Genomic DNA, 22,330 nt, shown 5'->3' on the forward strand with positions numbered 1-22,330 from the left:
AGCAATTGTTTTTAAAAGTCAATAATATCAATGCAAAGAAAAATGGCGCAGGATTTAAGCATCGTAAGAATAACAAATTTTTACCGTTAAAAGGATTTGTTATATGCACTTGCGGAAAGCCATTAACTGGCTATACAGAAAAAATTTATAAGATTAATTATTATAGGTGTAATACAAAAGGTTGTAGCGGACACAATAGAGCTGATAAGTTAAATGAAAAATTTAAAGAATTACTAAGTAGCTTTCAAATTCGTAAAAAATTTATTGCCCCTTTAAAATTGCAAATGAAATATATATATGAATATCATAACGAATCAAATAAGGATATTTTAAACGCCTTAAAGTATAATTTGAATACCATTTCTGAAAAATTAGAAAAAGTAGAGGAACGTTTTGTATATGGCGAAATAAATATGGAACTTTACAATAAGCATAGTGAAAAATTAAAGTTAGAAAAAGAAGCAATATTGAAAGAAATTGAAAATAGTACCATAAAAAAATCGAAGTTTGATTTTTATATTAAAAACACAATAAATTTAGCTTCTAACTTATTGAAAAATTGGGAGTTATCAGGTTATTGTGATAAGCAGGCATTACAAAAACTGCTATTCCCTAAAGGAATAATGTATGACAAAGAAAATAATAGTTATCGAAGTTTTGAAGTCAACCCAATATTTGCATTAATAAATACATTATCAATAAGTTACAATAACGTGGGAGACAACAAAAACTTTGATAATTCAGAAAAGTTTTCTGTGGTAAGCCTTGGAAAAAATTTAGAAAAATTCATGTGGTTTTAGTTTTTCTCAAAAAGAAAAACTAAAAATACCTCTGGAAATGCTTAGCATTCATGAATACCTTAATTTAAAATATGAATGACATGAACTAAAAGTTCCCTTTCTTTTGTTGATGCCTGTGCTGAACTTGATTCAGTATTCTTTGGGAAAGCAAAGAAAATGAAAATTAGACGTAAGAAATGTGAGAATTAGCAGAGAGTTTCCAAATATAAATTGAATTACTAATATCGAACTGACGTTAAATAGATTATTTATTTAGTTATTATAAAATCAAAGTTTCAATACATCGTGCATTGGTACTTACACATACGCATACTGCTATTGAAAAATAGTAGCATACTTTGAAACCTCGATTGTAAAGCCTGTGAAAGCAGGCTTTTTTTGTTATTAAATGCTGTTAAACTACAGCTTAATCAATATACTTTTTACATTTTTTAAATCACTTGATGCGTTGAAAAGCAATATTTTTCACCTGTTTTGGTTAGTCTTACCACTTTTGAAATGGTAATGATTTTGAATATAGTTAGGTTTGCGATAAATGTTAATAACTCACGGACTATTCTAGTTGTACGAATGGTTTTTACGTTTGATAATATTGTAATTTTACGCCGAATTTGCGTTCAGGATAGCAGCGGCATCCTCCCAACTTGATTGGGAGATATAGCGGATAGCCTGACAAAACGCCCAAAAAAGAAAACACAACTTTTATATAATAACTTAGAGAACATGAAATTTTTTATCGACACGGCTAATTTAGATCAAATTCGAGAAGCACAAGCTTTAGGAATTTTGGATGGTGTAACGACAAATCCGTCGCTAATGGCGAAAGAAGGAATTACAGGAAAAGAAAACATCATAAACCACTACAAAGCAATTTGTGAAATTGTTGAAGGTGATGTTTCTGCTGAGGTAATTGCTACAGATTTTGAAGGAATGGTGAAAGAAGGAGAAGAGTTAGCAGCTTTGGATCCACAAATTGTGGTAAAGTTACCAATGATTGCAGACGGCGTGAAAGCATGTAAATATTTTTCGGATAAAGGAATTAAAACGAATGTAACACTTGTTTTTTCTGCTGGACAAGCATTATTGGCAGCAAAAGCTGGTGCAACGTATGTTTCGCCGTTTATCGGACGTTTGGATGATATTTCTACAGACGGTTTGAACCTGATTGCTGAAATTAGAATGATTTATGACAACTACGGTTTTGAAACGGAAATTTTAGCAGCTTCTGTACGTCACACCATGCACGTAATTGATTGTGCTAAGATTGGTGCAGATGTAATGACAGGTCCATTATCATCAATTGTTGGCTTGCTTAAACATCCATTAACGGACATTGGATTGGAAAAATTCTTAGCAGATTATAAGAAAGGGAACTAGTATCCTGAAATTATAAATGTAAAATGCTGAATTTTAAATTAGAAAGCATTTTATGCTACAAATGAAAAGAGGCTGTCTGAAAAGCTAAATTTTCGTCAAGCCGAAATTGATTCGGTTTCTCATCATCATTGAAAATCAGTGTAATGAGATGCTGAATTGAATTCAGAATGACGATTTTTTATACTTTCTAGACAGCCTTTTTATATAGTGTGTTTTTTTGGATTTCTTTTACTGCAACTGATCTCTCAAATCTGTATTATACACATTAGAAAACGCGTCAATAATACGTCCGCTTTGATCTGTGATAATTAATTTGTTGATACTAATCAGCGCAAAATCTCTGGAAAGACTTTCATCATCAGCCACACGATATTGCTTGCTTACAGGAAATTCTAATTCTCTTAACGCACGTTTCCAACGTTTGTGATCCGTGTCCAAACTAATACCTATAATATTTAAATTTGGAAATTCTTTTGCTAACACTTTAATTTTACGTGTAACCAATTTTTTGTGTCCTGGTTGTCTTGACGTCCAAAAGTAAAAAATAGTTTTTCCTCTTTTAGAATTTAATGTGTTTACAGCTACTTTGTTGTATTTAGAATCTTGCACATATACTTTATCAGAAAAGAAACTTCCTTTTTGCAACTCTTTGATTCCTTGGTGTAAGTTTGCAATTTCTTTTTTAGATTCAGAATTGTGTGATATGACTTGAAACATTTTGAAAAACTCATTGTTTTTGTCAATATCCGTATGATTGTTTCTAAAGTATGAATATGCCGTATAACGTAACAATTGATCACGAACATTTGGCAGTTCAATTAAGCTGTCAATCAACTTTAATTTATTTTTATTGTAGGTAAGCGACGTATTTATTTTAGAATTTTTCTTCAATGATTTTTGAATACATTCACTATACGATTTGTTGTTGATGTATTGCATTGCATATCGAATGTACGGCACATAATAATTCAAAGTAGAATCATTCAAGTTTACATTTTCTCTGTAATTGAAAAATTCTTTGGGAATTGAAATGGAATCATTGATGCGTTCATGAAACGTATTTTCGTAAGTTTCTTTACAACGGTACTTTGTATACGTAATAACGTTATTGACAAAATTTTTATACGCTTCAGAAAGTGTAGGATTTTGTGTGAAGAATTCAATATTGCGCAATTGTCGTTGTGTATACACGGAATCAATACGTGCTTCAAAAGCTTCAGGATCTAATTTGCAATCTTTATACAACGAGTTGTCTCTGTATTGTTGTTGTGTCAAATACAAATCAGTGTAGAAATTATTTTTTTCGGCACCTTTCCCAGAATAAAATAAAGACTCATCAAAAGCCAAAGTATTGAGTCGTAATAATAAACTATCGCCTTTTTCTAAATTGATATATTGATGTTCTGGATTATGGTAAAATTTGTATAAACCATTTTTATGATTCTTCAGTTTCACTAAAAAACGGTTGTTCTCATCGAGTTTTAAAGAATCGATAAGTTTATCTTTATGATACAAAAGCACATATTCGTCACTAGGATTAATGATTTCTCCACCAAAGTAAGCAACATTTTCATCACTCACTTTATTGGTTTTATTACATCCAAAGCAAATAAGAATAAGCAATAAAGGGGTAATATATTTCATAGTAATATGGTCAACTTTTCCAAGTTTTAACAAAACTAACCAACACAGATACAATATGCTGTTAACAGGCTGTTAAAAATCTATGTTAAAACGTTAAGACAAACTGTGCTAATATTCAATGTAATTGTTACTTTTGCGCAATATAAAAAAGTTTAAAAAATAATAAAGAATGTTATCTGTATCTAACTTATCCGTACAATTTGGGAAACGCGTCTTATTTGATGAAGTAAATACCTCATTTAATCAAGGGAATTGTTATGGTGTTATTGGAGCCAATGGCGCTGGTAAATCTACGTTTCTAAAAATTTTATCAGGAAAGATGGATCCTACCTCAGGACATGTACATCTTGAACCTGGAAAACGAATGTCCGTTTTAGAACAAGATCACTTTGCATATGATGATTATCCTGTATTAGAAACCGTAATCATGGGAAATAAACCATTGTTTGCCATCAAAAAAGAAATGGACGATATCTATGCAAAAGAAGATTTCTCTGATAAAGATGGAGAACGCGTAGGAGAGTTGCAAGTAGAATTTGAAGAAATGAATGGTTGGAATGCCGATTCGGATGCAGCAGCTTTATTATCAAACTTAGGAATTTCAGAAGCTTATCATTATTCGTTAATGAGCGAATTAGACGGAAAACAAAAAGTACGTGTATTACTAGCACAAGCACTTTTTGGAAATCCTGATGTATTAATCATGGATGAGCCAACAAACGACTTGGATTTTGAAACCATTTCTTGGTTGGAAAACTTCTTGGCAAATTATGATAACTGTGTTATTGTAGTTTCACACGATAGACACTTTTTAGATGCGGTTTGTACACACATATCTGATATCGATTTCTCAAAAATAAACCACTACAGTGGAAACTATACGTTTTGGTACGAAAGTAGTCAGTTAGCAGCTAGACAACGTGCACAACAAAACAAAAAAGCGGAAGACAAAGCAAAAGAATTGCAAGAATTTATCATGCGTTTCAGTGCCAATGTTGCCAAATCAAAACAAGCAACATCGCGTAAAAAAATGTTAGAACGCTTAAAAGTAGAAGACATCAAACCTTCAAGCCGTCGTTATCCTGCCATTATTTTTGATAGAGAACGCGAAGCTGGAGATCAAATTTTAAATATTGAAGGTTTAGCGGCAAGCGCAGACGGAGAAATACTCTTCAAAAACGTAGACATCAACTTGGCAAAAGGCGATAAAGTAGCGGTTATTTCTAAAAACTCGCGTGCTACAACTGCATTTTATGAAATTATCAATGATAAAATAAAAGCAGACGCAGGAACATACAAATGGGGAGTGACCACTTCACAAGCGTATTTACCTGTAGACAATTCTGAATATTTTGACAACGATCTTACGTTGGTTGATTGGTTACGTCAATGGGCAACAACCGAAGAAGAAAGAGAAGAAGTATATGTACGTGGATTTTTAGGTAAGATGATTTTCAGTGGAGAAGAAGCGTTAAAAACAGCTCGTGTACTTTCAGGAGGAGAAAAAGTACGTTGCATGCTTTCGCGAATGATGATGATTAGAGCAAATGTTCTTATGCTTGATGAACCTACAAACCACTTGGACTTAGAAAGTATTACGGCTTTTAACAACTCGTTGAAAAACTTTAAAGGAACGGTATTGTTTACAACACATGATCACGAGTTTGCACAAACGGTTGCTAATAGAATTATTGAATTGACACCATCAGGCGTTATTGATCGTTATGCAACGTTTGACGATTACATGAACGATAAGAAAATTAAAGAACAACGTGAAAAAATGTACGGCGTAGAAGTATAATTAATCTGAGTTCGACGTAAAAAATTAGTTCAAAACTTTTCTTTTCCGAAGTATAGCAGGGATTTTCCGTTAAGAATTTTTGAAGCCTTGGAAAAAATTTAGGAAAATTCATGCGGTTTTAGTTTTTTTCAGAAAGAAAAACTAAAAATACCTCTGGAAATGCTTAGCATTCATGAATACCTTAATTTAAAATATGAAAGACATGAACTAAAAGTTCCCTTTCTTTTGTTTCTTTTCTTTGGGAAGGCAAAGAAATCGAAGATTCACGAATTCCTATTTAAGAAAATAAAATCATATGAGCTAAAATGAAAATAAAACGCAGAAAATGTGATAATTAGTAGCTAGGTTCCAAACTTATTTATAATCATAAATTGAATAACCTATTTCGAACTGACGTTAATCACGAAAATATATCATAACTAAAAAGTCCCTTGAAATTCATTTTCAAGGGACTTTTATATATAATAGATTGGTTGATATGGTCTTTTTAAAACGCTACTTTACGGAAGTCTACAGATTCCTTGGTAGCATGCATATGGAAAATCGCAAGGTCTTCGATGATTGCAAAAACGAGGCGCACCACCAATAATGTTGCGCTGCCCTTTTTTGGCGATATACTGTAATCCTTCAAGATTTGCAAGTTTGTCTAGCATGACTTAATTTTTGAAATTTAAAAGTACAAAAAAATATTGAATAGCTGATTACGGTTTTCCCGTAACATTTCTTTTAAATCAAAAAAGCCCTAAAATTTTTGAGGACTTGCCTTGTAGATTACATGATATCTATTTTATATTCCGATTAGTACGCATCTTCCTCTATAACATTCCTCGTCTTCATTACAATCTCTGAAAGTTCTGCATTGTGGTGGAATTCCACCTTTCACAGTTTGTTGCTTTCTTTTAGACAATTTTTCTACTCCTGAGATACTTTTAATTTTGTTTAACATGATTGTAAGTTTTTAAGTTCTTACTAAAGTTAAAAAATCTAATTTACAGCAGATTACGGTTTTTCCATACATCTAATACTTTTAAGAAAACTTTGGGAAAAGTATCTTATTAAATAAAAAACGCTTTCTACTATATGTAAAAAGCGTTTTCTATTTTGTATAGTTTAATTGCTACATTATAAACATTACCTCAATTCAGCTCCCAATTGTTTTTCGAAACTTTGCTGCAATTTGTTCATGATCTTATCAATCTGCTTATCAGTCAGCGTTTTATGCTCGTCTTGCAATGTGAAACTTACGGCATAACTTTTCTTGCCTTTTGGCAGATTTTTCCCTTCGTATACATCAAACAGATTTACTTCTTTGAGTAAATTACGTTCGCTTTGCTTGGCAATGTTGTGAATTTCGGCAAACGTAGTTTTTTCATCAATTAACAGTGCAAAATCTCTTCGTACCTTTGGAAACTTAGGAATCTCTTTAAACTTGATTTTTCTGTTTTTGGTAACTTCAATGACATTATCCCAATTGAAATCTGCGAAAATTACTTGCTGCTTTATGTCAAACGCTTTTAATACGCTGCGTTTTACGATTCCAAATTCTACCAAATTCGTTTTTCCTAAACTCAAGATTAAACCTTCTGAAAATAGATCGCTTTTGATAGGAGAAACTTTTAAAGAATGTAATCCTAAACGTGATAAAACACTTGTTACAATTCCTTTCGCATAAAAGAAATCGCTGGTAACAGGTTTGCTTTGACGCCAAGTTTCAGCATTTGTATTTCCTGTAATTAGTAACGATAAATGTTTATGTTCTTCACGATTTTCACCGTAATGATGATATGTTTTTCCGAATTCAAAGAATTTTAAATCCGATTGTTTTCTGTTGATATTGTGTGAAATAGCTTCCAATCCTGAGAATAATAACGATTGACGCATTACGGATAAATCGCCACTTAAAGGATTCAACATTGTAATATTGTGTTCTGCCTTTAATTGCTCAGAAAGTTCAGTATATGCGGCTGTTGTCAATGAGTTTGCCATGATTTCATAGAAACCTTGCGAAACTAATTGTGAACCCACAACATCTTGTAATTTATGATCTTCATAACGTGATGAATTGGCAACCGAAATATGCCATTTTTCATCAAATTCAATATTATTGTAACCGTACACACGTAAAATTTCTTCAATGACGTCTGCTTCTCGTTGTACATCAACTCTGTATGCAGGAATTGTTAAACCTAATCCACCATCGGTTACCGAATTGATTTTAATTTCTAATGATGATAAAATATTTTTGATCGTTTCTCTTGGCAATTCTTCTCCAATTAATTTTGTGATATTGTCAAAAGAAACACGTACTTGGAAATCTTCAATTTTTGTCGGATAACTATCAGAAACATCACTTGTAATTTCGCCACCAGCCAATTCTTGAATTAACAAGGCAGCTCTTTTTAAAGCATATTCTGTACAGTTTGGATCAATTCCACGCTCAAAACGAAACGATGCATCTGTATTTAAACCATGACGTTTTGCAGTTTTACGCACAGAAACAGGATTAAAATAGGCACTTTCTAAGAATACATTTGTTGTTTGCTCAGTTACACCAGAATGCAAACCTCCAAAAACTCCCGCAATGCACAATGGTTTTTCAGCATCACAAATCATTAGATCGTCTTCGTGCAATTCGCGTTCTACTTCATCTAATGTTGTGAATTTTGTGCCAGTTTCAAGTGTTTTTACAATGATTTTATTTCCAGAAATATAATTTGCGTCAAAGGCATGTAACGGTTGTCCTAATTCGTGTAACACATAATTAGTGACATCAACTACATTATTTTTTGGGGTTAAACCGATTGCTTTTAATCGATGTTGCAACCATTCAGGTGACGATTTTACTTGAACTCCAGAAATCGTTACACCACAATAACGCGGCGCAAGTGTTTTGTCTGCTACATCTACATCAATTTTCAACGTTCGGTTGTCAACTCTAAAACTACTGGTAGAAGGCGTAATGAGTTCAAGTTTGAGATCTTTTTGTTGCAAACCCGCTTTTAAATCTCTGGCAACTCCATAATGACTCATGGCATCTGCGCGGTTTGGTGTTAAGCCAATTTCAAAAACGGTATCATTTTCAATATCAAATACGTCGCTTGCTTTTGTTCCAGGAACTAAATCTTCGGCTAAAATCATGATTCCGTCGTGACTTTCGCCTAAACCAAGTTCGTCTTCGGCACAAATCATTCCATTAGAAACTTCGCCACGAATTTTCCCTTTTTTGATTTTAAATCCTTTGCCTTCTGCGTCGTACAATGTTGTGCCTACAGTAGCTACAGGTACTTTTTGTCCAGCAGCAACATTTGGCGCGCCACATACAATTTGTACAGGTTCTCCCGTGCCAAGATCAACAGTAGTTACTTTTAAGCGGTCAGCATTTGGATGTTGTACACAGGTTAAAACGTGTCCGACAACAATTCCTTCCAATCCGCCTTGTACAGATTCATATTTTTCAATGCCTTCAATCTCTAAACCTAAATCCGTTAAGAGTTCCCCTGTTTGTTCAGCGTCCCAGTCAAGTTGAATAAATTGCTTTACCCAATTATATGATATTTTCATTCTTAGTAGTATTCGATAATCGACAAAGATAAGATAATGCGGTAAGTTGACAAATAACTTTGAGTCTGATTTTAGATACTGTTAATGTCTTTTTATCGCTATGCTTTAAGAATGAAGAAGACTTCGCTTACATATAATAGAATCAAGATCGCTTCACTTCTAGAAAATAGAATAAAGATGATTTTTTTCTACTGTAAAATTCTAACAATTTAACTGCGTAGCGATTTCTGCTTTCGCCGGAATGACAAGAAGATACTATGAAAGAAAGTTCAAAAATCTAATGATAAGGCTAATTCAAGAACAAAAGAAGTCTAAAAATCCAATAGAAGCGGTCCTATATCTAACAGCGACAGCGATCTAAGAGATTCCCGCCAGAACGGGAACGAGTCTAAAGAATAAGTTCCTTAATTTTATTCGCATAACTACGACTTACTTTTACTTTCTCATTATTCTTTAAAATCAAAATATAACTTTTTCCATATTTTGAAACTTCTTTGATCGAAGGTAAATTCACAATTATACTACGATGAATGCGCATAAATTGTTTCGGATTGAGTTTTTCTTCCAGTTGTGAAATTCCTCGGTTACTCAAGTAATTTTCTGTAGTATCATAAATTTTAGAATAACTTCCGTAAGCTTCTATATAATAAATATCCTCAGTGGCAAGCGTCACATATTTTGTGCCTTTTTCTACAATAATACGATCAGGAAATGTAGGTTTGGAAAGAATATGATCGTCTGCTAATGGTGCTATTTGACTCGGCGAATTGTCTTTTAACTTGCTTATTGCTTTGTCAAAACGTTCTTTTGTATACGGTTTTAGTAAATAATCAACCGCATGCACTTCAAAGGCTTTTAGCGCGTATTTATCATAAGCGGTACTAAAAATTATGGTGGGTAATTCGTTTAAATGTTCCAACACGTCAAAACCTGTCAATCCAGGCATTTGAATGTCCATAAATACCAAATCGGGTTTAAACTTGTTAATAATTTTGATAGCATCTACGCCATTATTTGCTTCTCCGATCAAAATTAACTCGCTATGATATTCTAAATATTCTTTGATGAGCGTTCTTCCAGATTTTTCATCATCAACAATGATAACCTTTTTCATGTGTTTGTGTGTAGTATTGCTTTTAATTTTTGGGTATTATACCAATTCAACTTCGCTTTTAAAGTCGCATTTTAGAATAGATTTGGTATTACAATTCAAAATATACTTTTAATCCTGACGGAACATTATCTGAAAATGTAAGCGTCGAATTGTACATTTTTTGCAAACGTTTCTGCGTGTTACTGATGCCAACACCAAGATTGAAAAGCTGTTCTTTATTTTGTACGCCAACGCCAGTATCGTTGATTTCAAAGATCAATTTTCCTGCTAATTCTCTGACCATGATTTCAATTTCTCCACCTTGTACCAACGGCGAAATGCCATGTTTTACAGAATTTTCTACCAACGGTTGTAAAATCATTGGCGGAATTTTTCGCGAAAGCAATTCATCAGGAACATGCATTTGTATTTTTAGTCGATCTTCAAATCTTCGTTGTTCTAGTTTCAAATATTTATTGACAAAATCGAGTTCTTCTGCAAGCGTTACATAATCTTCTCGACTCGCTTTTAATTGATAACGGAACAAATCGGACAATTCGGCAATCATTTCACGCGTATCTTCCATTTCACTTGGAACACTTGCATTGATCGTATTAAATACATTGTATAGAAAGTGTGGATTCAACTGCGCTTTTATGGCACTCAATTCACTTTTCAATGCAGCATTTTTAAGTTCAACTTCATAGCGCATTTTGTATTGATTGATCACATAATATTCATAGGCATGCAATAAGGAAAATTGTATCAAATAAATTAAGGTAGGAATGTAAATATCCCACACTTGTCCCGTGCCGCCCATGTGCCAATATCCGTAAGTTTCACAGATGTAATAAAATAACTTCCAAGAACATAGAATGAAAAATGGCAATCCGAAAAGGTGTAATAACAAGCGTTGCCATAATTTGTATTTTCTGAATACTTTAAAAATAAAAAACCATACAATAGAAGTCGCAAGAAACATGATAATGTATTGCAATCCTTCATTGTCAAACCAGCTTTCAGGACTGAACAAATCGGAACTTTTTCTATACTCCAGCGGTCTATTAAACCATAATGTAACATGATACACTATAGAGAGTAGAAAATACGTCCCCATAAGTGCAAATATTTCAAAAATTTTAATACCAAAAATACGCTTGTTCTTCATCATTTATTTTTTTTCAAATACATACCACATTTCTTTTGTCATTGCACGGAACGTCACTTTGAGCAAACCGTTGGCAGTTTTTATGGTATAATTTCCTTTAGCTCCAGCAATTGATAACAAACGTCCTTCTTCATAGGCAAGCGCTTGTCCATCACGATAGTAAAAAATAACACCGTTAGAAAACTCTAAACTAGCATCATATCCTGTTTTTTCATTATAGCTAAAATACCTTTCTTTTGTCAAATACACCGAATTACTTTGATAACTAGTCGATTTTTTATCTGTACGCTTCTTATAATTCCCATCAGAAGGACGATTAAAATGATCTTCAGAGCCTTTTGCACTATAATCTCGGTCTGTTTTTCCTAGTATCAATTTTCCACTTGTTAAATCGTATGCATCAGGCGTATCGTTCCAAGAAACAAACACATATAACGTAATTGGTTGTACAATTTCATATACTTTTAATTTTTCTAAACTATCAGCATTCAGTACGGTATTGCCTTCTGCATCTTGCACTAAAAAGTTGGTGCCTGGCGGATAGCTAATTGTTTTTTGGTCGTTCAATTCTATTTTTAAATAGCTTTGCGTACCTATTTCGGCGTTACACATAACTACGGCAAAAAGTAATGCCATCGAGGATAAAAATAATTTTTTCATACTGCTTTATTTTTTTGTTTGCTCAAAACTACGAGGAATCACGCTGGTATAAAACGAACTTTTCATGAGTCGCCTTATATACTGATGAATGGTCCTTGGACAACTCATATACGATTTGGGTCAACTCATAACTTTTGCATTGCAGCACGCTGTTTTACCATACATATTTGTGGAAAATTAAATGATTATGCACTTAAAAACTACTTTTCTAACACTTGTATTAGCCTTGTTTTTCTCTCTTATTGTAAAAAGTCAAACGCAAGAAACAAGCATACTTACAGGGAAAATTGTTTCAGAAAACAACGAAGTATTGCCGTTTGTAAATGTACTTGTACGCACGCCAGACACTATATTGGTAAAAGCAACGATTTCAAATGAAAAAGGAATCTTTACCATTAAAGATATTGTTCCCAATACATACACACTAACTATTTCTTTTGTTGGATATAATTCGCTTTCGCGAGAAATTACAATTCGTAAGGGAAAAAACGATCTTGGAACTATTCCACTAAAAGTAGCGACCGAATCTTTAGAAGCTGTTACAGTCGTTGCTGAAAAACCAATCATTCAGGTTGAACCAGATAAAACAGTTTTTAATGTAGCAAATACAGTTGGAAGCGCAGGGAACAACGGATTGGAAATTCTAAGAAAAGCGCCAGGTGTACGTTTGGATAATGATAATAATATTATTGTTGAAGGAAAAACAGGTGTGTTAATCTATATTGATGATCGTCAGAGTTTCTTAGCAGGAGACGATTTGACAGCTTTTTTACAATCGCTACAAGCGGATACTATTGAAAGTATCGAAATCATTACGCAACCTTCTGCGCGATATGATGCGGCAGGAAATGCGGGAATCATTAACATTAAACTCAAAAGAGAAAAAGGCTTGGGAACGCGCGGAAGCATTTCTAGTACATTAACGATTGGCGATTTTGCACGAACGAACAATTCGGTATCTATAAATAGTCGATTCAAAAAATGGAATTTCTTTGGAAGCTATTCTAACTTTTTAGGGCGTTCTACAGGGTTTATCGATTTATATAGAACACAAGGCGATAACATATTTGATGCACAAACCGATTCCGAATACGATGCATTTTCAAATAATTTTAGAACAGGAGCCGATTATTACCTCACTAAAGAAAGTATTTTAGGTGCAGTTGTTAGTGTAAATTTGCGCGATTCGGAATCACGTTCAAACAGTGTAACGCCTATAATTGATAGAAATACACGCGTGACGGACAGTATTTTACGTGCGCCAAACAGTTCGGAAAACAACAGTGTCAATTTGAATGCAAACATAAATTATCGTTACAAAGATACGCTTGGTACAAGTTTTAGTGCCGATTTGGATTATGGACGTTACAGTCGTGATCGTTTTAACAATCAGCCTAACTTTTACACAACGCCGACAGGAGACATTTTAAATGCGAACATCACGTATCAAGAAACACCAATTGATATTAATATTTATGCTGCCAGAGTAGATTACGGTCAAAAATTAGGAAAAGGAACCTTTGAAACAGGCGCAAAAGTATCAAAAGTAGTTACAGATAATATATTTAACTTTTTTAATGTTGTCAACGGAATCAATACCTTCAATACAGATCGAAGCAACGCGTTTGAATATGATGAAGAAATTTATGCTGTATATGCCAAATACAATTTTGCATTGGGCAAGTGGAAATTTCAAGGCGGTTTGCGCATAGAACGTACCAATTCAGAAGGAACATTAACGGCGGAAAATACAAATCAAAATCAAGTGGTTTCTCGCACGTATACAGATTACTTTCCATCCGCAGGAATATCGTTTCAAGCCAATCAAATCAATTCTTTTGCATTAAGTTACAGTCGTAGAATTCAACGTCCGAACTATCAATCGTTAAATCCATTTGAATTTCAATTGGACGAACTTAGTTTCAGTCGTGGAAATCCGTTCTTGCAACCACAATACACCAACAATTTTAAACTTTCGCATACCTATAAATACACATTAACTACCAGTTTGAGTTATTCGTACATCGCTGACTTTTTTGCACGTGTAACGGAAGCAGAAGGCGAAAATAGAAACTTCTTAAACACGCGAAATGTAGCCGATCAGGAAGTGTACAATTTAAGTATTTCATATCCTTTCAAAGTCAACAGTTGGTGGCGCGCGTATGCCAATGTGTACGGTTCGTATAGTAAATACACAGCTACGAATCCTGCGTTCATTTCCATAGATCAAGAAACTTTTGGATTTTACGCACAAAACACATTTTCGTTGCCAAAAGACATAAAATTAGAAGTCAGCGGTTGGTATAGCAGTCCATCTATTTGGGGCGGAACTTATGAAACTAGAAGTTTAGGTTCGTTAAACATTGCAGTGCAAAAATCGTGGAAAAACTGGACAGGGAAAATCACACTAAACGATGCTTTATACACAATTCCGTGGCAAGGAATGACCCAATTTGGAGATTTACGAATTGATGGTCGTGGCGGAAGTGACAGTCGAAATATCAACTTTTACGTACGGTATTCATTTGGAAATAATGACGTAAAAAAAGCGAAACAACGTGATGGAAGTCTAGAAGATGAAAAGGGGAGAATTGGTGGGTAAGTTACTTATGTTAAAATCAGTTCGATATGTAAATTAATTTCGTTTTTACTTTTCCGAAGTATAACAGGAATTTTTCGTTAAGAATTTTTGAAACCTTGGAAATCGAAGATTCATGAACTCCTTGATTTAACATAAAAGATAGTGAACTAAAAAATTTAGAAAAACTCATGTGGTTTTAGTTTTTTCCAGAAAGAAAAACTAAAAATACCTCTGGAAATGCTCAGCATTCATGAATACTTTAATTTAAAATATAGATGACATGAACTAAAAGTTCCCTTTCTTTTGTTGACGCCTGTGCTGAACTTGATTCAGTATTCTTTGGGAAAGCAAAGAAAACGAAAATAAAAATATGATTTTAAGTTTTAATTAGTAAAAATTAACTAAAAACTTATGTAGAATTTACGTCATATTATTAAATCTTACAACTCATCATCAAAAAAGTACAATTCAGACAAAAAAAATAGCAAAACCATTATTTGCATAGCATCTTTATCAAAAAAAATAAAGACAATGCCACACGATAGTATAGGATGGATTCATACGATAGCCGCATTGATAGCGTTGCTGACAGGAAGTATTATTTTAGCCAACACAAAAGGAACATTGCTTCACAAACAAATAGGGAGAGTTTACGGAGTTTCAATGATTGTTGTCTGTGTGACTTCATTTATGATTTATCGTGTGCACAACAGCATCGGAATATTACACTTTTTTGCGTTGGTTAGCACTGTGACACTATTGCTAGGAATGTTACCCTTATACATCAAAGGTTTCAAGAATCCGATTATGAATCATTTGGCTTGGATGTATTGGTCTGTGATTGGATTGTATTGTGCGTTTGCTGCTGAAATTTTTACACGTTTTCCAATGATTTTCGACATCAAAAATACGTATGGAATCTTTTATATGTTTGTTGGAATTTCGGCTGGATTGGTTGGAATGATTGGCGGCATCTTTTTTAAGAAGAAAAAAATACAGTGGCAAGAACAGTTTGGTCAGTAACTATTTAAAATGATCCGTTATTTAATTATTGCTAATCCCTCAAATCCATTCATAAAACAGTTGTAAGTATCTCTCGAAATTAGTGTGCCTTTTTTTTAAAACGCTCGTAAAGTTGTTTCAAGTTGGAAAATCAACATATCAAGATTTCGGTACTCTCAAAATCTTCTCCATCTTTCTACCTTTGGCAATTTCATCAATCAATTTATCCAAATAGCGTACTTTTTGAGTCAACTCATTGTCAATTTCTTCAATTCTGTATCCACAAATTACACCTTTGATCAAATGTGCATTCGGATGCAAAGTCGCTTCCTCGAAAAAAGTTTTAAAAGTAACTTTACGATCAATCAATTCTTGAATTTTTTCGTCGTCAAATCCTGTGAGCCATGTAATTACTTCGTGTAATTCTGCTACGGTTCTTCCTTTCTTTTCCACTTTAGTGACATAATGTGGATACACAGAAAAAAACTTCATATTGGCAACGCGTTCGTTATGTTCAGGTGTTACTTTCATGGTGACTCATTTTATAATTAAAACTAATTGAATTCTTTCGTAAAACAAAATCATCTTACATTTTATTGTAATTTGTGCACAATTGTCCGAACTAACATCTAATAAAACCGATGACATGAAAAAAATATATCTCCTTTTCTTGGGAGTACTGCTGATTTCTTGCGGAGAGAAGCAAACAAAGAAAAAAAACTATAACCTACATGATGGTGTTTGGCATGTTGCTTTACAAGTTCAAGATGGAAAAGAATTGCCTTTTATCTTTTCAACCACCAAAACAGGAATCGAAATTCACAATGCAGAAGAACGTATTTCAGTAGATGATATTACGATCAAAAATGATTTAATTACCATTAAAATGGACATATATGAAGGTGTATTGCAAGGAAAATTTACAGACGAAAACACGATACAAGGCGAATTTATAAAAGAGTCGTTGGACAGATATGTTCCATTCACGGCTAGGTTTGGGGAAACAGCACGTTTTCCGAATGCCAAAGTAGAAGCAAAAGCAAACGTTTCAGGAAATTGGGAAACAGTTTTCAGTCCTGAAAGTGAAGCAGATCGGTACATTGCTAAAGGAATTTTTAAGCAAAATGGCAATACAGTCACAGGAACGTTTAGAACCACTACGGGCGATTATCGCTTTTTAGAAGGAACACTCAATGGAAATCAATTGCAACTCTCTACGTTTGATGGCGCGCACGCGTTTCTATTTACGGCAACGGTTACAGATAGTACAATGGTAGGCGAATTTCAATCAGGAAACCACTGGAAAGAACCATTTACCGCCAAACGAAATGAAACTTACGAATTGCCTGATGCAAAAAGCTTAACATACATTAAAGAAGGATATGATGAATTCAACTTTTCATTTCCAGACAGTACAGGAAAAATGGTTTCTTTAACAGATGAAGAATTCAACGGAAACGTACGTATTGTACAAATCATGGGAACTTGGTGCCCAAACTGTTTGGACGAATCGACCTATTATGCAAATTACGCAAAAGACAATCCAGACGTGAAATTTATTGCGTTAGCATTTGAATATGCAAAAACCAAAGAAAAGGCATTCAACAACATCAAACGCTTGCAAAAACGACTCAACATTCCGTATCCAATCTTATTGGCACAATTTGGAACTTCTGACAAGAAAAAAGCACAAGAAAAATTACCCATGTTAAATCATGTATTATCCTATCCGACGACAATTTTTATAGACAAAAAAGGAAAAGTCCGACGCATTCATACAGGCTTTAATGGTCCTGCAACTGGGAATAAATATCTAAGCTTTAAAAAAGACTTTAAAGAATTTGTTTCAACGCTTCAAAAAGAGTGAAAATTACGGTTTAAGTCCTTGATTGGTAAGGGATAAACGTAGAAATGGAAAATCAACAATTTCTTAACATGCAATTACTAGAATAGTTGTAAAAAGCGTAGTATTTTTAGAAGGTAGAAAAAGAAACTATGCGAACGATATTTTTACTAGAAAAAACAAAAATAGCGGATATTTTATCAATCACAATATAGATAAAGGCGTCTTACTTCCTTCGGGAATTAAGGCGCTTTTTTTGTTGATAGCGATCCATACTATTGTAAAAGCTGATAAAAGTAGTTGTTGTGTAGTTTCAAACTAATAAACTCAACCAAAATATAGTACATGAAAAAACTTTTACTCTGGCTATTTCTAGCCGTAAGCATCACAGCGTATGCGCAAGTTCCATCGTATTACAACGATGTGAATTTATCCCAATCAGGAAACAACTTAAAAGATGAACTTGCCACCAAAGTCATCGCTACGCACACCACATTTTTGTCGTACACGCCAGGCGTTTGGAATGCGTTGCAACAAGCAGATGTAAATCCGAACAACAGCTCAGAAATCATCTTAATTTATGGACACAACGACAATGACGGAAATGTAAAAACCGACAGAACACGTGGAAAATTTGACAACGGAGGAAGTGTTGGTGATTGGAATCGCGAACATGTCTTTGCAAAATCGTTGGCAAATCCAGACTTAGGAACCTCAGGAGCAGGAGCAGACGCGCACAACTTACGTCCGTGCGATTTTCAGCAAAACTCTACGCGAAACAACCGCAAATTTGGTACGGGAACTGGCGCCGCCGCTTTTATAAACTCAAACGGCGATTGGTATCCTGGAGACGAATGGAAAGGCGATGTAGCTCGTATGATCATGTTTATGTACATCCGCTACGGAACGCGTTGTGCGCCAGTAAATGTAGGAACAGGAAGTTCGGTAAGTGTTGACAATAATATGATTGATTTGTTTTTGCAATGGAATGCAGAAGATCCAGTATCTGCGTTTGAAGCAAGTCGTAATGATGGTATTGCAAGCATTCAAGGAAATCGAAATCCTTTTATTGACAATCCAGCATTTGCAACTCAAATTTGGGGCGGACCGCAAGCCGAAGATAAATTTGGAAACGGTGGCGGAACAACCGATCCAGGTACTGGCGATGGAAATACAGACGAATTATTTTTTTCAGAATACATTGAAGGTTCATCAAACAACAAAGCGTTAGAAATAGCAAATTTTACAGGAAGTAGCGTCAACTTATCAAGTTACACTATCAAAAAACAAACAAACGGCGCAGGAAGCTGGTCGTCTCCATACAGTTTGTCAGGAAATTTAAGTAACGGAAATGTATATGTCATCGCGCATAGTTCAGCAAGTACTACCATAAGAAATCAAGCGGATGCAACAACGGCAACGGCAATTATTACATTTAATGGAAATGATCCTGTAGGATTGTTCAAAAATAATGTCCTTATTGATATTATCGGAAACTTCAATGGCGGAAGTTCTAACTTTGCGCAAAATGTGACCTTACGTAGAAAAGCAAGCATTACAAGTCCAAACACAAGCTACACAGAAGCCGAGTGGGACGAATATGCTACAGATACAAGTTCAAATTTAGGTTCACACACCGTAAATGGAGGTGGAAGTACTGGCGGAACTCCTGCAAGTTCAACAGTAGTACATGAAGGTTTCTTCGAATCTGGTTTAGACGGTTGGGTTGATGGGGGTAGCGATTGTTACCGTTACACTGGAAGCAGATCGTACGAAGGAAACTATTCCGTTCGTTTGCGTGACAACTCAGGTACCGCTTCTTCCATGACACTAAACAATGTAAATGTGAGCGCATATGACGAAATAGAAGTCGAATTTTATTTCTATGCATACAGTATGGAATCTGGCGAAGATTTTTGGTTGCGTTACCACAATGGTGCAAGCTGGCAAACGGTTCGTGCGTATGCAAGTGGTACAGATTTCCAAAACAATAGCTTCTACAGTTCCAAAGTAACGTTGAGCAAAGCAAACTATAACTTTGTAAGCAATGCAAAATTCAGATTCCAGTGTGATGCTTCCGCGAATGCAGATCAAATCTATATTGATCAAGTTACAATTACGGGAATTATCAACGCTTCCGCGAGAACGAACGCAGACGCTGCCTCATCAAAATCAGATATCACTTTACTATCACGTTCTCCAGAAGAGCAAGAACTATTGCTTGAAGAAGAATTTACAGTATATCCGAATCCAGCAGTGAATCAAATAGCCGTAAAAATCTTTGCTGAAGAAAATGCTTCTTATCAAATACATTCCATGTTAGGACAAGTGGTAAAAGTTGGAAACTTGACGAACAAAACGATCAATGTAAGCAACTTAAAAGCAGGAATGTACATCTTACAAATCAACGATGGCGATGAAATCTTGACGAAGAAATTTGTGAAGAAATAAATCATTCACGACAAATTAAATAACGAAAGCCTTTCCATTGTGAGAGGCTTTTTTTGTAACTTTAACGGTAGTGAATAATTAGTAAAAATTTACATTAAACATATACACAATCAAAATCAAACTACATGCGTTTATCAATCAATTACTTTTTTTGTTTACTGTTAATTCCAGCACTAGGATATTCGCAACAGGTACGTAAAGATCTCGCATATCTAGGACAAAATCCGCCATCAGAAACTCCAGAAGTATTTGCGCCAAACCTAATCTCTTTAGCAACTGAATATGAATTTGGTTCTGTATTCAATGCAGATGGAACTGAATTTTATTACGGGGTAGATACTGGAAACAATACAGAAATTCGATATACGAAACTTGTAAAAAATAAATGGAGCACACCCAAAACGATTCTATCTCATCATAAATACGGTTTCAATGATCCGTTTCTATCTCCTGATGAAAATCGATTATACTTCATATCACGACGTTCATTAGATGGTAAAAGTGCTAAACAAGAGTATGATATTTGGTACGTAGAAAAACAAGGAAACAATTGGTCAAAACCCATCAATGCAGGTTCAAATATCAACACAAAAAATGACGAATATTACATTTCCTTTACAGAAAATGGAACGATGTATTTTTCATCAAACAAAAGAAATGAAGCAAACAGAAAACAAAGTTTTGATATTTATTCTTCAGAATTTAAAAACGGAAAATTTCAAAAAGCAGTGTTGTTAAGCGATGCCATAAATACAGAATACTATGAAGCAGATGTTTTTATCGATCCAGCAGAAAATTATATTATATTTTGTGCCAGACGTCCTGATGGATTGGGAAGAGGCGACTTATATGTAAGTTTCAAAAATACAGATGAAACATGGACTAAGTCAATAAACATGGGAGATACAATAAATACCAAAGGTCACGAATTGTGTCCGTTTGTCACAAAAGATGGTAATTATTTCTTCTACACAAGTAATCAAGATATCTATTGGGTAAGTACCATCATTTTTGAAGAATTAAAGAAAAAATCTCAACAAAATTGAATCCGAAATCGAAAGCAATGAACATTTACAAACAATTCATTATCATCATCAGTCTTTTTTCATTCATGACGATACACGCACAAGATTTAGAAAATCATCGATGGGAAGATAGAATTTTGATCATAAAAACTACTTCTATTGCTTCAAAAACATATCAGGCACAACGGAAACAATTTGAAGCGTCACAAGAAGCGCTTAAAGAAAGAAAATTTGTTGTATATACCATTATTGGCGAAGATTTCGAATTGATCAACTATCAGAATCGTAAATTAAATACTTCGGGGAAAATCACAGGAAAACTTGCAAAAATACTACATAACAATGAAGACTTTGAAGTTATTTTAATTGGTTTAGACGGCGGAATCAAACTGAGACAAACAAAAATACTCACCAAAGAAGAATTGTTCCGAATCATTGATTCCATGCCCATGCGAAGGAGTGAAATGCGAAAGAAAAAAACCAAAAGTTAGCATATATACAAATGTGCGTATACAATTCGTAGACATCTTTCGTTTCTACATACGATGTAAAGTATTTATCAATATATTTAGGTATGAATTCGTATCAAAATACCTCCAAGAAAAATGAACATCAGTCCGTTGCAAATGCACTTTCTACACATCAACAAGCAACTGCGACTCCTTTTCAACTAAAAGACAATCGTCCAAAATCGGTTATTCAGCAAAAATTGCAAAATGCTTCGCAAGGTGTTGTACAATTGAAAAAGTACTATCGCTGGACTCAAAAGGGAACAGTGATTGAGTGTAACGAAAAATCATATAAAAGATCCAAACGAAAAGCAACAGAAGCTGATTATTTCAAACATAATCCAAAAATGCAAGCCGAAATGCAGCCAAAAGTTTCTCGAACTTATGAAACAGCTCCTGATGCAGCTGCAAACGCAGGATTACTAGTAGGAGGAGCAAGACAACGATCTCAATCAATCCATGTTCCTACCAGAAACAGATCAGGCTCTTTTGATATTAGGCATACACATGATAATATTAATTCAGCAGTGCCAGCCCATGATGAAAGTGTTGGACATATAGATAGAACTGGAGTACGTACAGGTAGACCAGCACGAGTTGATTCAAGAGCAACTAGTCCAAATGAAATTACCAAACCTGAAGCAGGAGAACTTACCGCTGAAGAGCAAGCAGAAATTTATAATTAACCTGAGTTCGACGTAAAAAAATTAGTTCGATACTTTTCTTTTCCGAAGTATAGCAGGGATTTTCCGTTAAAAATTTTTGAAGCCTTGGAAATCGAAGATTCATGAACTCCTTGATTTAAAATAAAAGAT

The 22,330-nt window shown here is 34.3% G+C and carries 17 protein-coding genes; 10 read left to right on the forward strand and 7 right to left on the reverse strand.

Annotated elements, in window-relative coordinates; translation table 11 throughout:
- A partial coding sequence (locus tag AA089_RS25185) for a zinc ribbon domain-containing protein (protein ID WP_046757528.1) occupies positions 1 to 800 on the forward strand: 800 nt, incomplete at its 5' end.
- A 723-nt stretch (positions 801 to 1,523) separates the two neighbouring features.
- Positions 1,524 to 2,177 (forward strand): fructose-6-phosphate aldolase, encoded by a 654-nt coding sequence (fsa, locus tag AA089_RS13660; protein WP_046757529.1) that lies wholly within the window; start codon positions 1,524 to 1,526, stop codon positions 2,175 to 2,177.
- A gap of 228 nt (positions 2,178 to 2,405) precedes the next feature.
- Here the strand turns inward: fsa and AA089_RS13665 are convergent, their stop codons facing one another.
- A complete protein-coding gene (locus AA089_RS13665; protein ID WP_156169016.1) occupies positions 2,406 to 3,821 on the reverse strand; it encodes a thioredoxin-like domain-containing protein in 1,416 nt (471 codons plus the stop codon).
- 169 nt (positions 3,822 to 3,990) lie between these two features.
- Between AA089_RS13665 and AA089_RS13670 the strand changes: the two genes are divergently transcribed.
- Positions 3,991 to 5,622: an ABC-F family ATP-binding cassette domain-containing protein gene (locus tag AA089_RS13670; protein ID WP_046757531.1), complete on the forward strand. Its 1,632-nt coding sequence runs from the start codon at positions 3,991 to 3,993 to the stop codon at positions 5,620 to 5,622.
- 500 nt (positions 5,623 to 6,122) lie between these two features.
- Here the strand turns inward: AA089_RS13670 and AA089_RS24785 are convergent, their stop codons facing one another.
- The 5 genes from AA089_RS24785 to AA089_RS13690 form a co-directional block, all read right to left on the reverse strand.
- Positions 6,123 to 6,275, reverse strand: a complete 153-nt coding sequence (locus AA089_RS24785) for a hypothetical protein (protein ID WP_156169017.1) — start codon at positions 6,273 to 6,275, stop codon at positions 6,123 to 6,125.
- A gap of 478 nt (positions 6,276 to 6,753) precedes the next feature.
- Positions 6,754 to 9,183, reverse strand: a complete 2,430-nt coding sequence (pheT, locus tag AA089_RS13675) for a phenylalanine--tRNA ligase subunit beta (protein WP_046757532.1) — start codon at positions 9,181 to 9,183, stop codon at positions 6,754 to 6,756.
- 388 nt (positions 9,184 to 9,571) lie between these two features.
- The gene (locus AA089_RS13680) at positions 9,572 to 10,297 is read right to left on the reverse strand and encodes a LytR/AlgR family response regulator transcription factor (RefSeq protein WP_046757533.1); all 726 of its coding nucleotides are present in this window, start codon (positions 10,295 to 10,297) and stop codon (positions 9,572 to 9,574) included.
- Between the two features lie 88 nt (positions 10,298 to 10,385).
- Positions 10,386 to 11,447 (reverse strand): sensor histidine kinase, encoded by a 1,062-nt coding sequence (locus tag AA089_RS13685; RefSeq protein WP_046757534.1) that lies wholly within the window; start codon positions 11,445 to 11,447, stop codon positions 10,386 to 10,388.
- Positions 11,448 to 12,104 (reverse strand): hypothetical protein, encoded by a 657-nt coding sequence (locus AA089_RS13690; RefSeq protein ID WP_156169018.1) that lies wholly within the window; start codon positions 12,102 to 12,104, stop codon positions 11,448 to 11,450.
- A gap of 187 nt (positions 12,105 to 12,291) precedes the next feature.
- Here AA089_RS13690 and AA089_RS13695 point away from each other — a divergent pair, with 187 nt between their 5' ends.
- Together AA089_RS13695 and AA089_RS13700 are read left to right on the forward strand one after the other, a co-directional pair.
- Positions 12,292 to 14,706 carry an outer membrane beta-barrel family protein gene (locus tag AA089_RS13695; RefSeq protein WP_046757536.1) on the forward strand — a complete coding sequence of 805 codons (2,415 nt, stop codon included), beginning with the start codon at positions 12,292 to 12,294 and terminating at the stop codon, positions 14,704 to 14,706.
- 510 nt (positions 14,707 to 15,216) lie between these two features.
- Positions 15,217 to 15,708: a DUF2306 domain-containing protein gene (locus tag AA089_RS13700; protein ID WP_046757537.1), complete on the forward strand. Its 492-nt coding sequence runs from the start codon at positions 15,217 to 15,219 to the stop codon at positions 15,706 to 15,708.
- Positions 15,709 to 15,846: 138 nt separating this feature from the next.
- On the opposite strand, the gene AA089_RS13705 is transcribed toward AA089_RS13700, so the two are convergent.
- On the reverse strand, positions 15,847 to 16,218 hold the full coding sequence (locus AA089_RS13705) for a DUF2200 domain-containing protein (RefSeq protein WP_046757538.1): 372 nt from the start codon (positions 16,216 to 16,218) through the stop codon (positions 15,847 to 15,849).
- Between the two features lie 115 nt (positions 16,219 to 16,333).
- On the opposite strand from AA089_RS13705, the gene AA089_RS13710 reads away from it, so the two are divergent.
- The 5 genes from AA089_RS13710 to AA089_RS13730 all read left to right on the forward strand — a co-directional run bounded on the left by AA089_RS13710 (position 16,334) and on the right by AA089_RS13730 (position 22,201).
- The gene (locus AA089_RS13710) at positions 16,334 to 17,554 is read left to right on the forward strand and encodes a TlpA family protein disulfide reductase (RefSeq protein WP_046757539.1); all 1,221 of its coding nucleotides are present in this window, start codon (positions 16,334 to 16,336) and stop codon (positions 17,552 to 17,554) included.
- A 321-nt stretch (positions 17,555 to 17,875) separates the two neighbouring features.
- On the forward strand, positions 17,876 to 19,981 hold the full coding sequence (locus AA089_RS13715; protein WP_046757540.1) for an endonuclease: 2,106 nt from the start codon (positions 17,876 to 17,878) through the stop codon (positions 19,979 to 19,981).
- A 125-nt stretch (positions 19,982 to 20,106) separates the two neighbouring features.
- Positions 20,107 to 21,027 (forward strand): PD40 domain-containing protein, encoded by a 921-nt coding sequence (locus tag AA089_RS13720; protein ID WP_053002410.1) that lies wholly within the window; start codon positions 20,107 to 20,109, stop codon positions 21,025 to 21,027.
- Positions 21,028 to 21,044: 17 nt separating this feature from the next.
- Positions 21,045 to 21,497 (forward strand): DUF4174 domain-containing protein, encoded by a 453-nt coding sequence (locus tag AA089_RS13725; protein WP_046757585.1) that lies wholly within the window; start codon positions 21,045 to 21,047, stop codon positions 21,495 to 21,497.
- Between the two features lie 83 nt (positions 21,498 to 21,580).
- Positions 21,581 to 22,201, forward strand: coding sequence for a hypothetical protein (locus AA089_RS13730; RefSeq protein ID WP_046757541.1), 621 nt, complete (start codon positions 21,581 to 21,583; stop codon positions 22,199 to 22,201).
- Positions 22,202 to 22,330: the final 129 nt, after the last annotated feature.

Source organism: Kordia jejudonensis, assembly GCF_001005315.1.
Taxonomy (GTDB): domain Bacteria; phylum Bacteroidota; class Bacteroidia; order Flavobacteriales; family Flavobacteriaceae; genus Kordia; species Kordia jejudonensis.

Excerpts from the sequence above, each read along its gene's own strand:
- fsa (WP_046757529.1), top strand. The coding sequence starts at position 1,524 with ATGAAATTTTTTATCGACACGGCTAATTTAGATCAAATTCGAGAAGCA.
- AA089_RS13665 (WP_156169016.1), bottom strand. The coding sequence starts at position 3,821 with ATGAAATATATTACCCCTTTATTGCTTATTCTTATTTGCTTTGGATGT.
- AA089_RS13730 (WP_046757541.1), top strand. The coding sequence starts at position 21,581 with ATGAATTCGTATCAAAATACCTCCAAGAAAAATGAACATCAGTCCGTT.
- AA089_RS24785 (WP_156169017.1), bottom strand. The coding sequence starts at position 6,275 with ATGCTAGACAAACTTGCAAATCTTGAAGGATTACAGTATATCGCCAAA.
- AA089_RS13695 (WP_046757536.1), top strand. The coding sequence starts at position 12,292 with ATGCACTTAAAAACTACTTTTCTAACACTTGTATTAGCCTTGTTTTTC.
- AA089_RS13690 (WP_156169018.1), bottom strand. The coding sequence starts at position 12,104 with ATGAAAAAATTATTTTTATCCTCGATGGCATTACTTTTTGCCGTAGTT.
- AA089_RS13705 (WP_046757538.1), bottom strand. The coding sequence starts at position 16,218 with ATGAAAGTAACACCTGAACATAACGAACGCGTTGCCAATATGAAGTTT.
- AA089_RS13700 (WP_046757537.1), top strand. The coding sequence starts at position 15,217 with ATGCCACACGATAGTATAGGATGGATTCATACGATAGCCGCATTGATA.
- AA089_RS13685 (WP_046757534.1), bottom strand. The coding sequence starts at position 11,447 with ATGATGAAGAACAAGCGTATTTTTGGTATTAAAATTTTTGAAATATTT.
- AA089_RS13725 (WP_046757585.1), top strand. The coding sequence starts at position 21,045 with ATGAACATTTACAAACAATTCATTATCATCATCAGTCTTTTTTCATTC.
- pheT (WP_046757532.1), bottom strand. The coding sequence starts at position 9,183 with ATGAAAATATCATATAATTGGGTAAAGCAATTTATTCAACTTGACTGG.
- AA089_RS13680 (WP_046757533.1), bottom strand. The coding sequence starts at position 10,297 with ATGAAAAAGGTTATCATTGTTGATGATGAAAAATCTGGAAGAACGCTC.
- AA089_RS13670 (WP_046757531.1), top strand. The coding sequence starts at position 3,991 with ATGTTATCTGTATCTAACTTATCCGTACAATTTGGGAAACGCGTCTTA.
- AA089_RS13710 (WP_046757539.1), top strand. The coding sequence starts at position 16,334 with ATGAAAAAAATATATCTCCTTTTCTTGGGAGTACTGCTGATTTCTTGC.
- AA089_RS13715 (WP_046757540.1), top strand. The coding sequence starts at position 17,876 with ATGAAAAAACTTTTACTCTGGCTATTTCTAGCCGTAAGCATCACAGCG.
- AA089_RS13720 (WP_053002410.1), top strand. The coding sequence starts at position 20,107 with ATGCGTTTATCAATCAATTACTTTTTTTGTTTACTGTTAATTCCAGCA.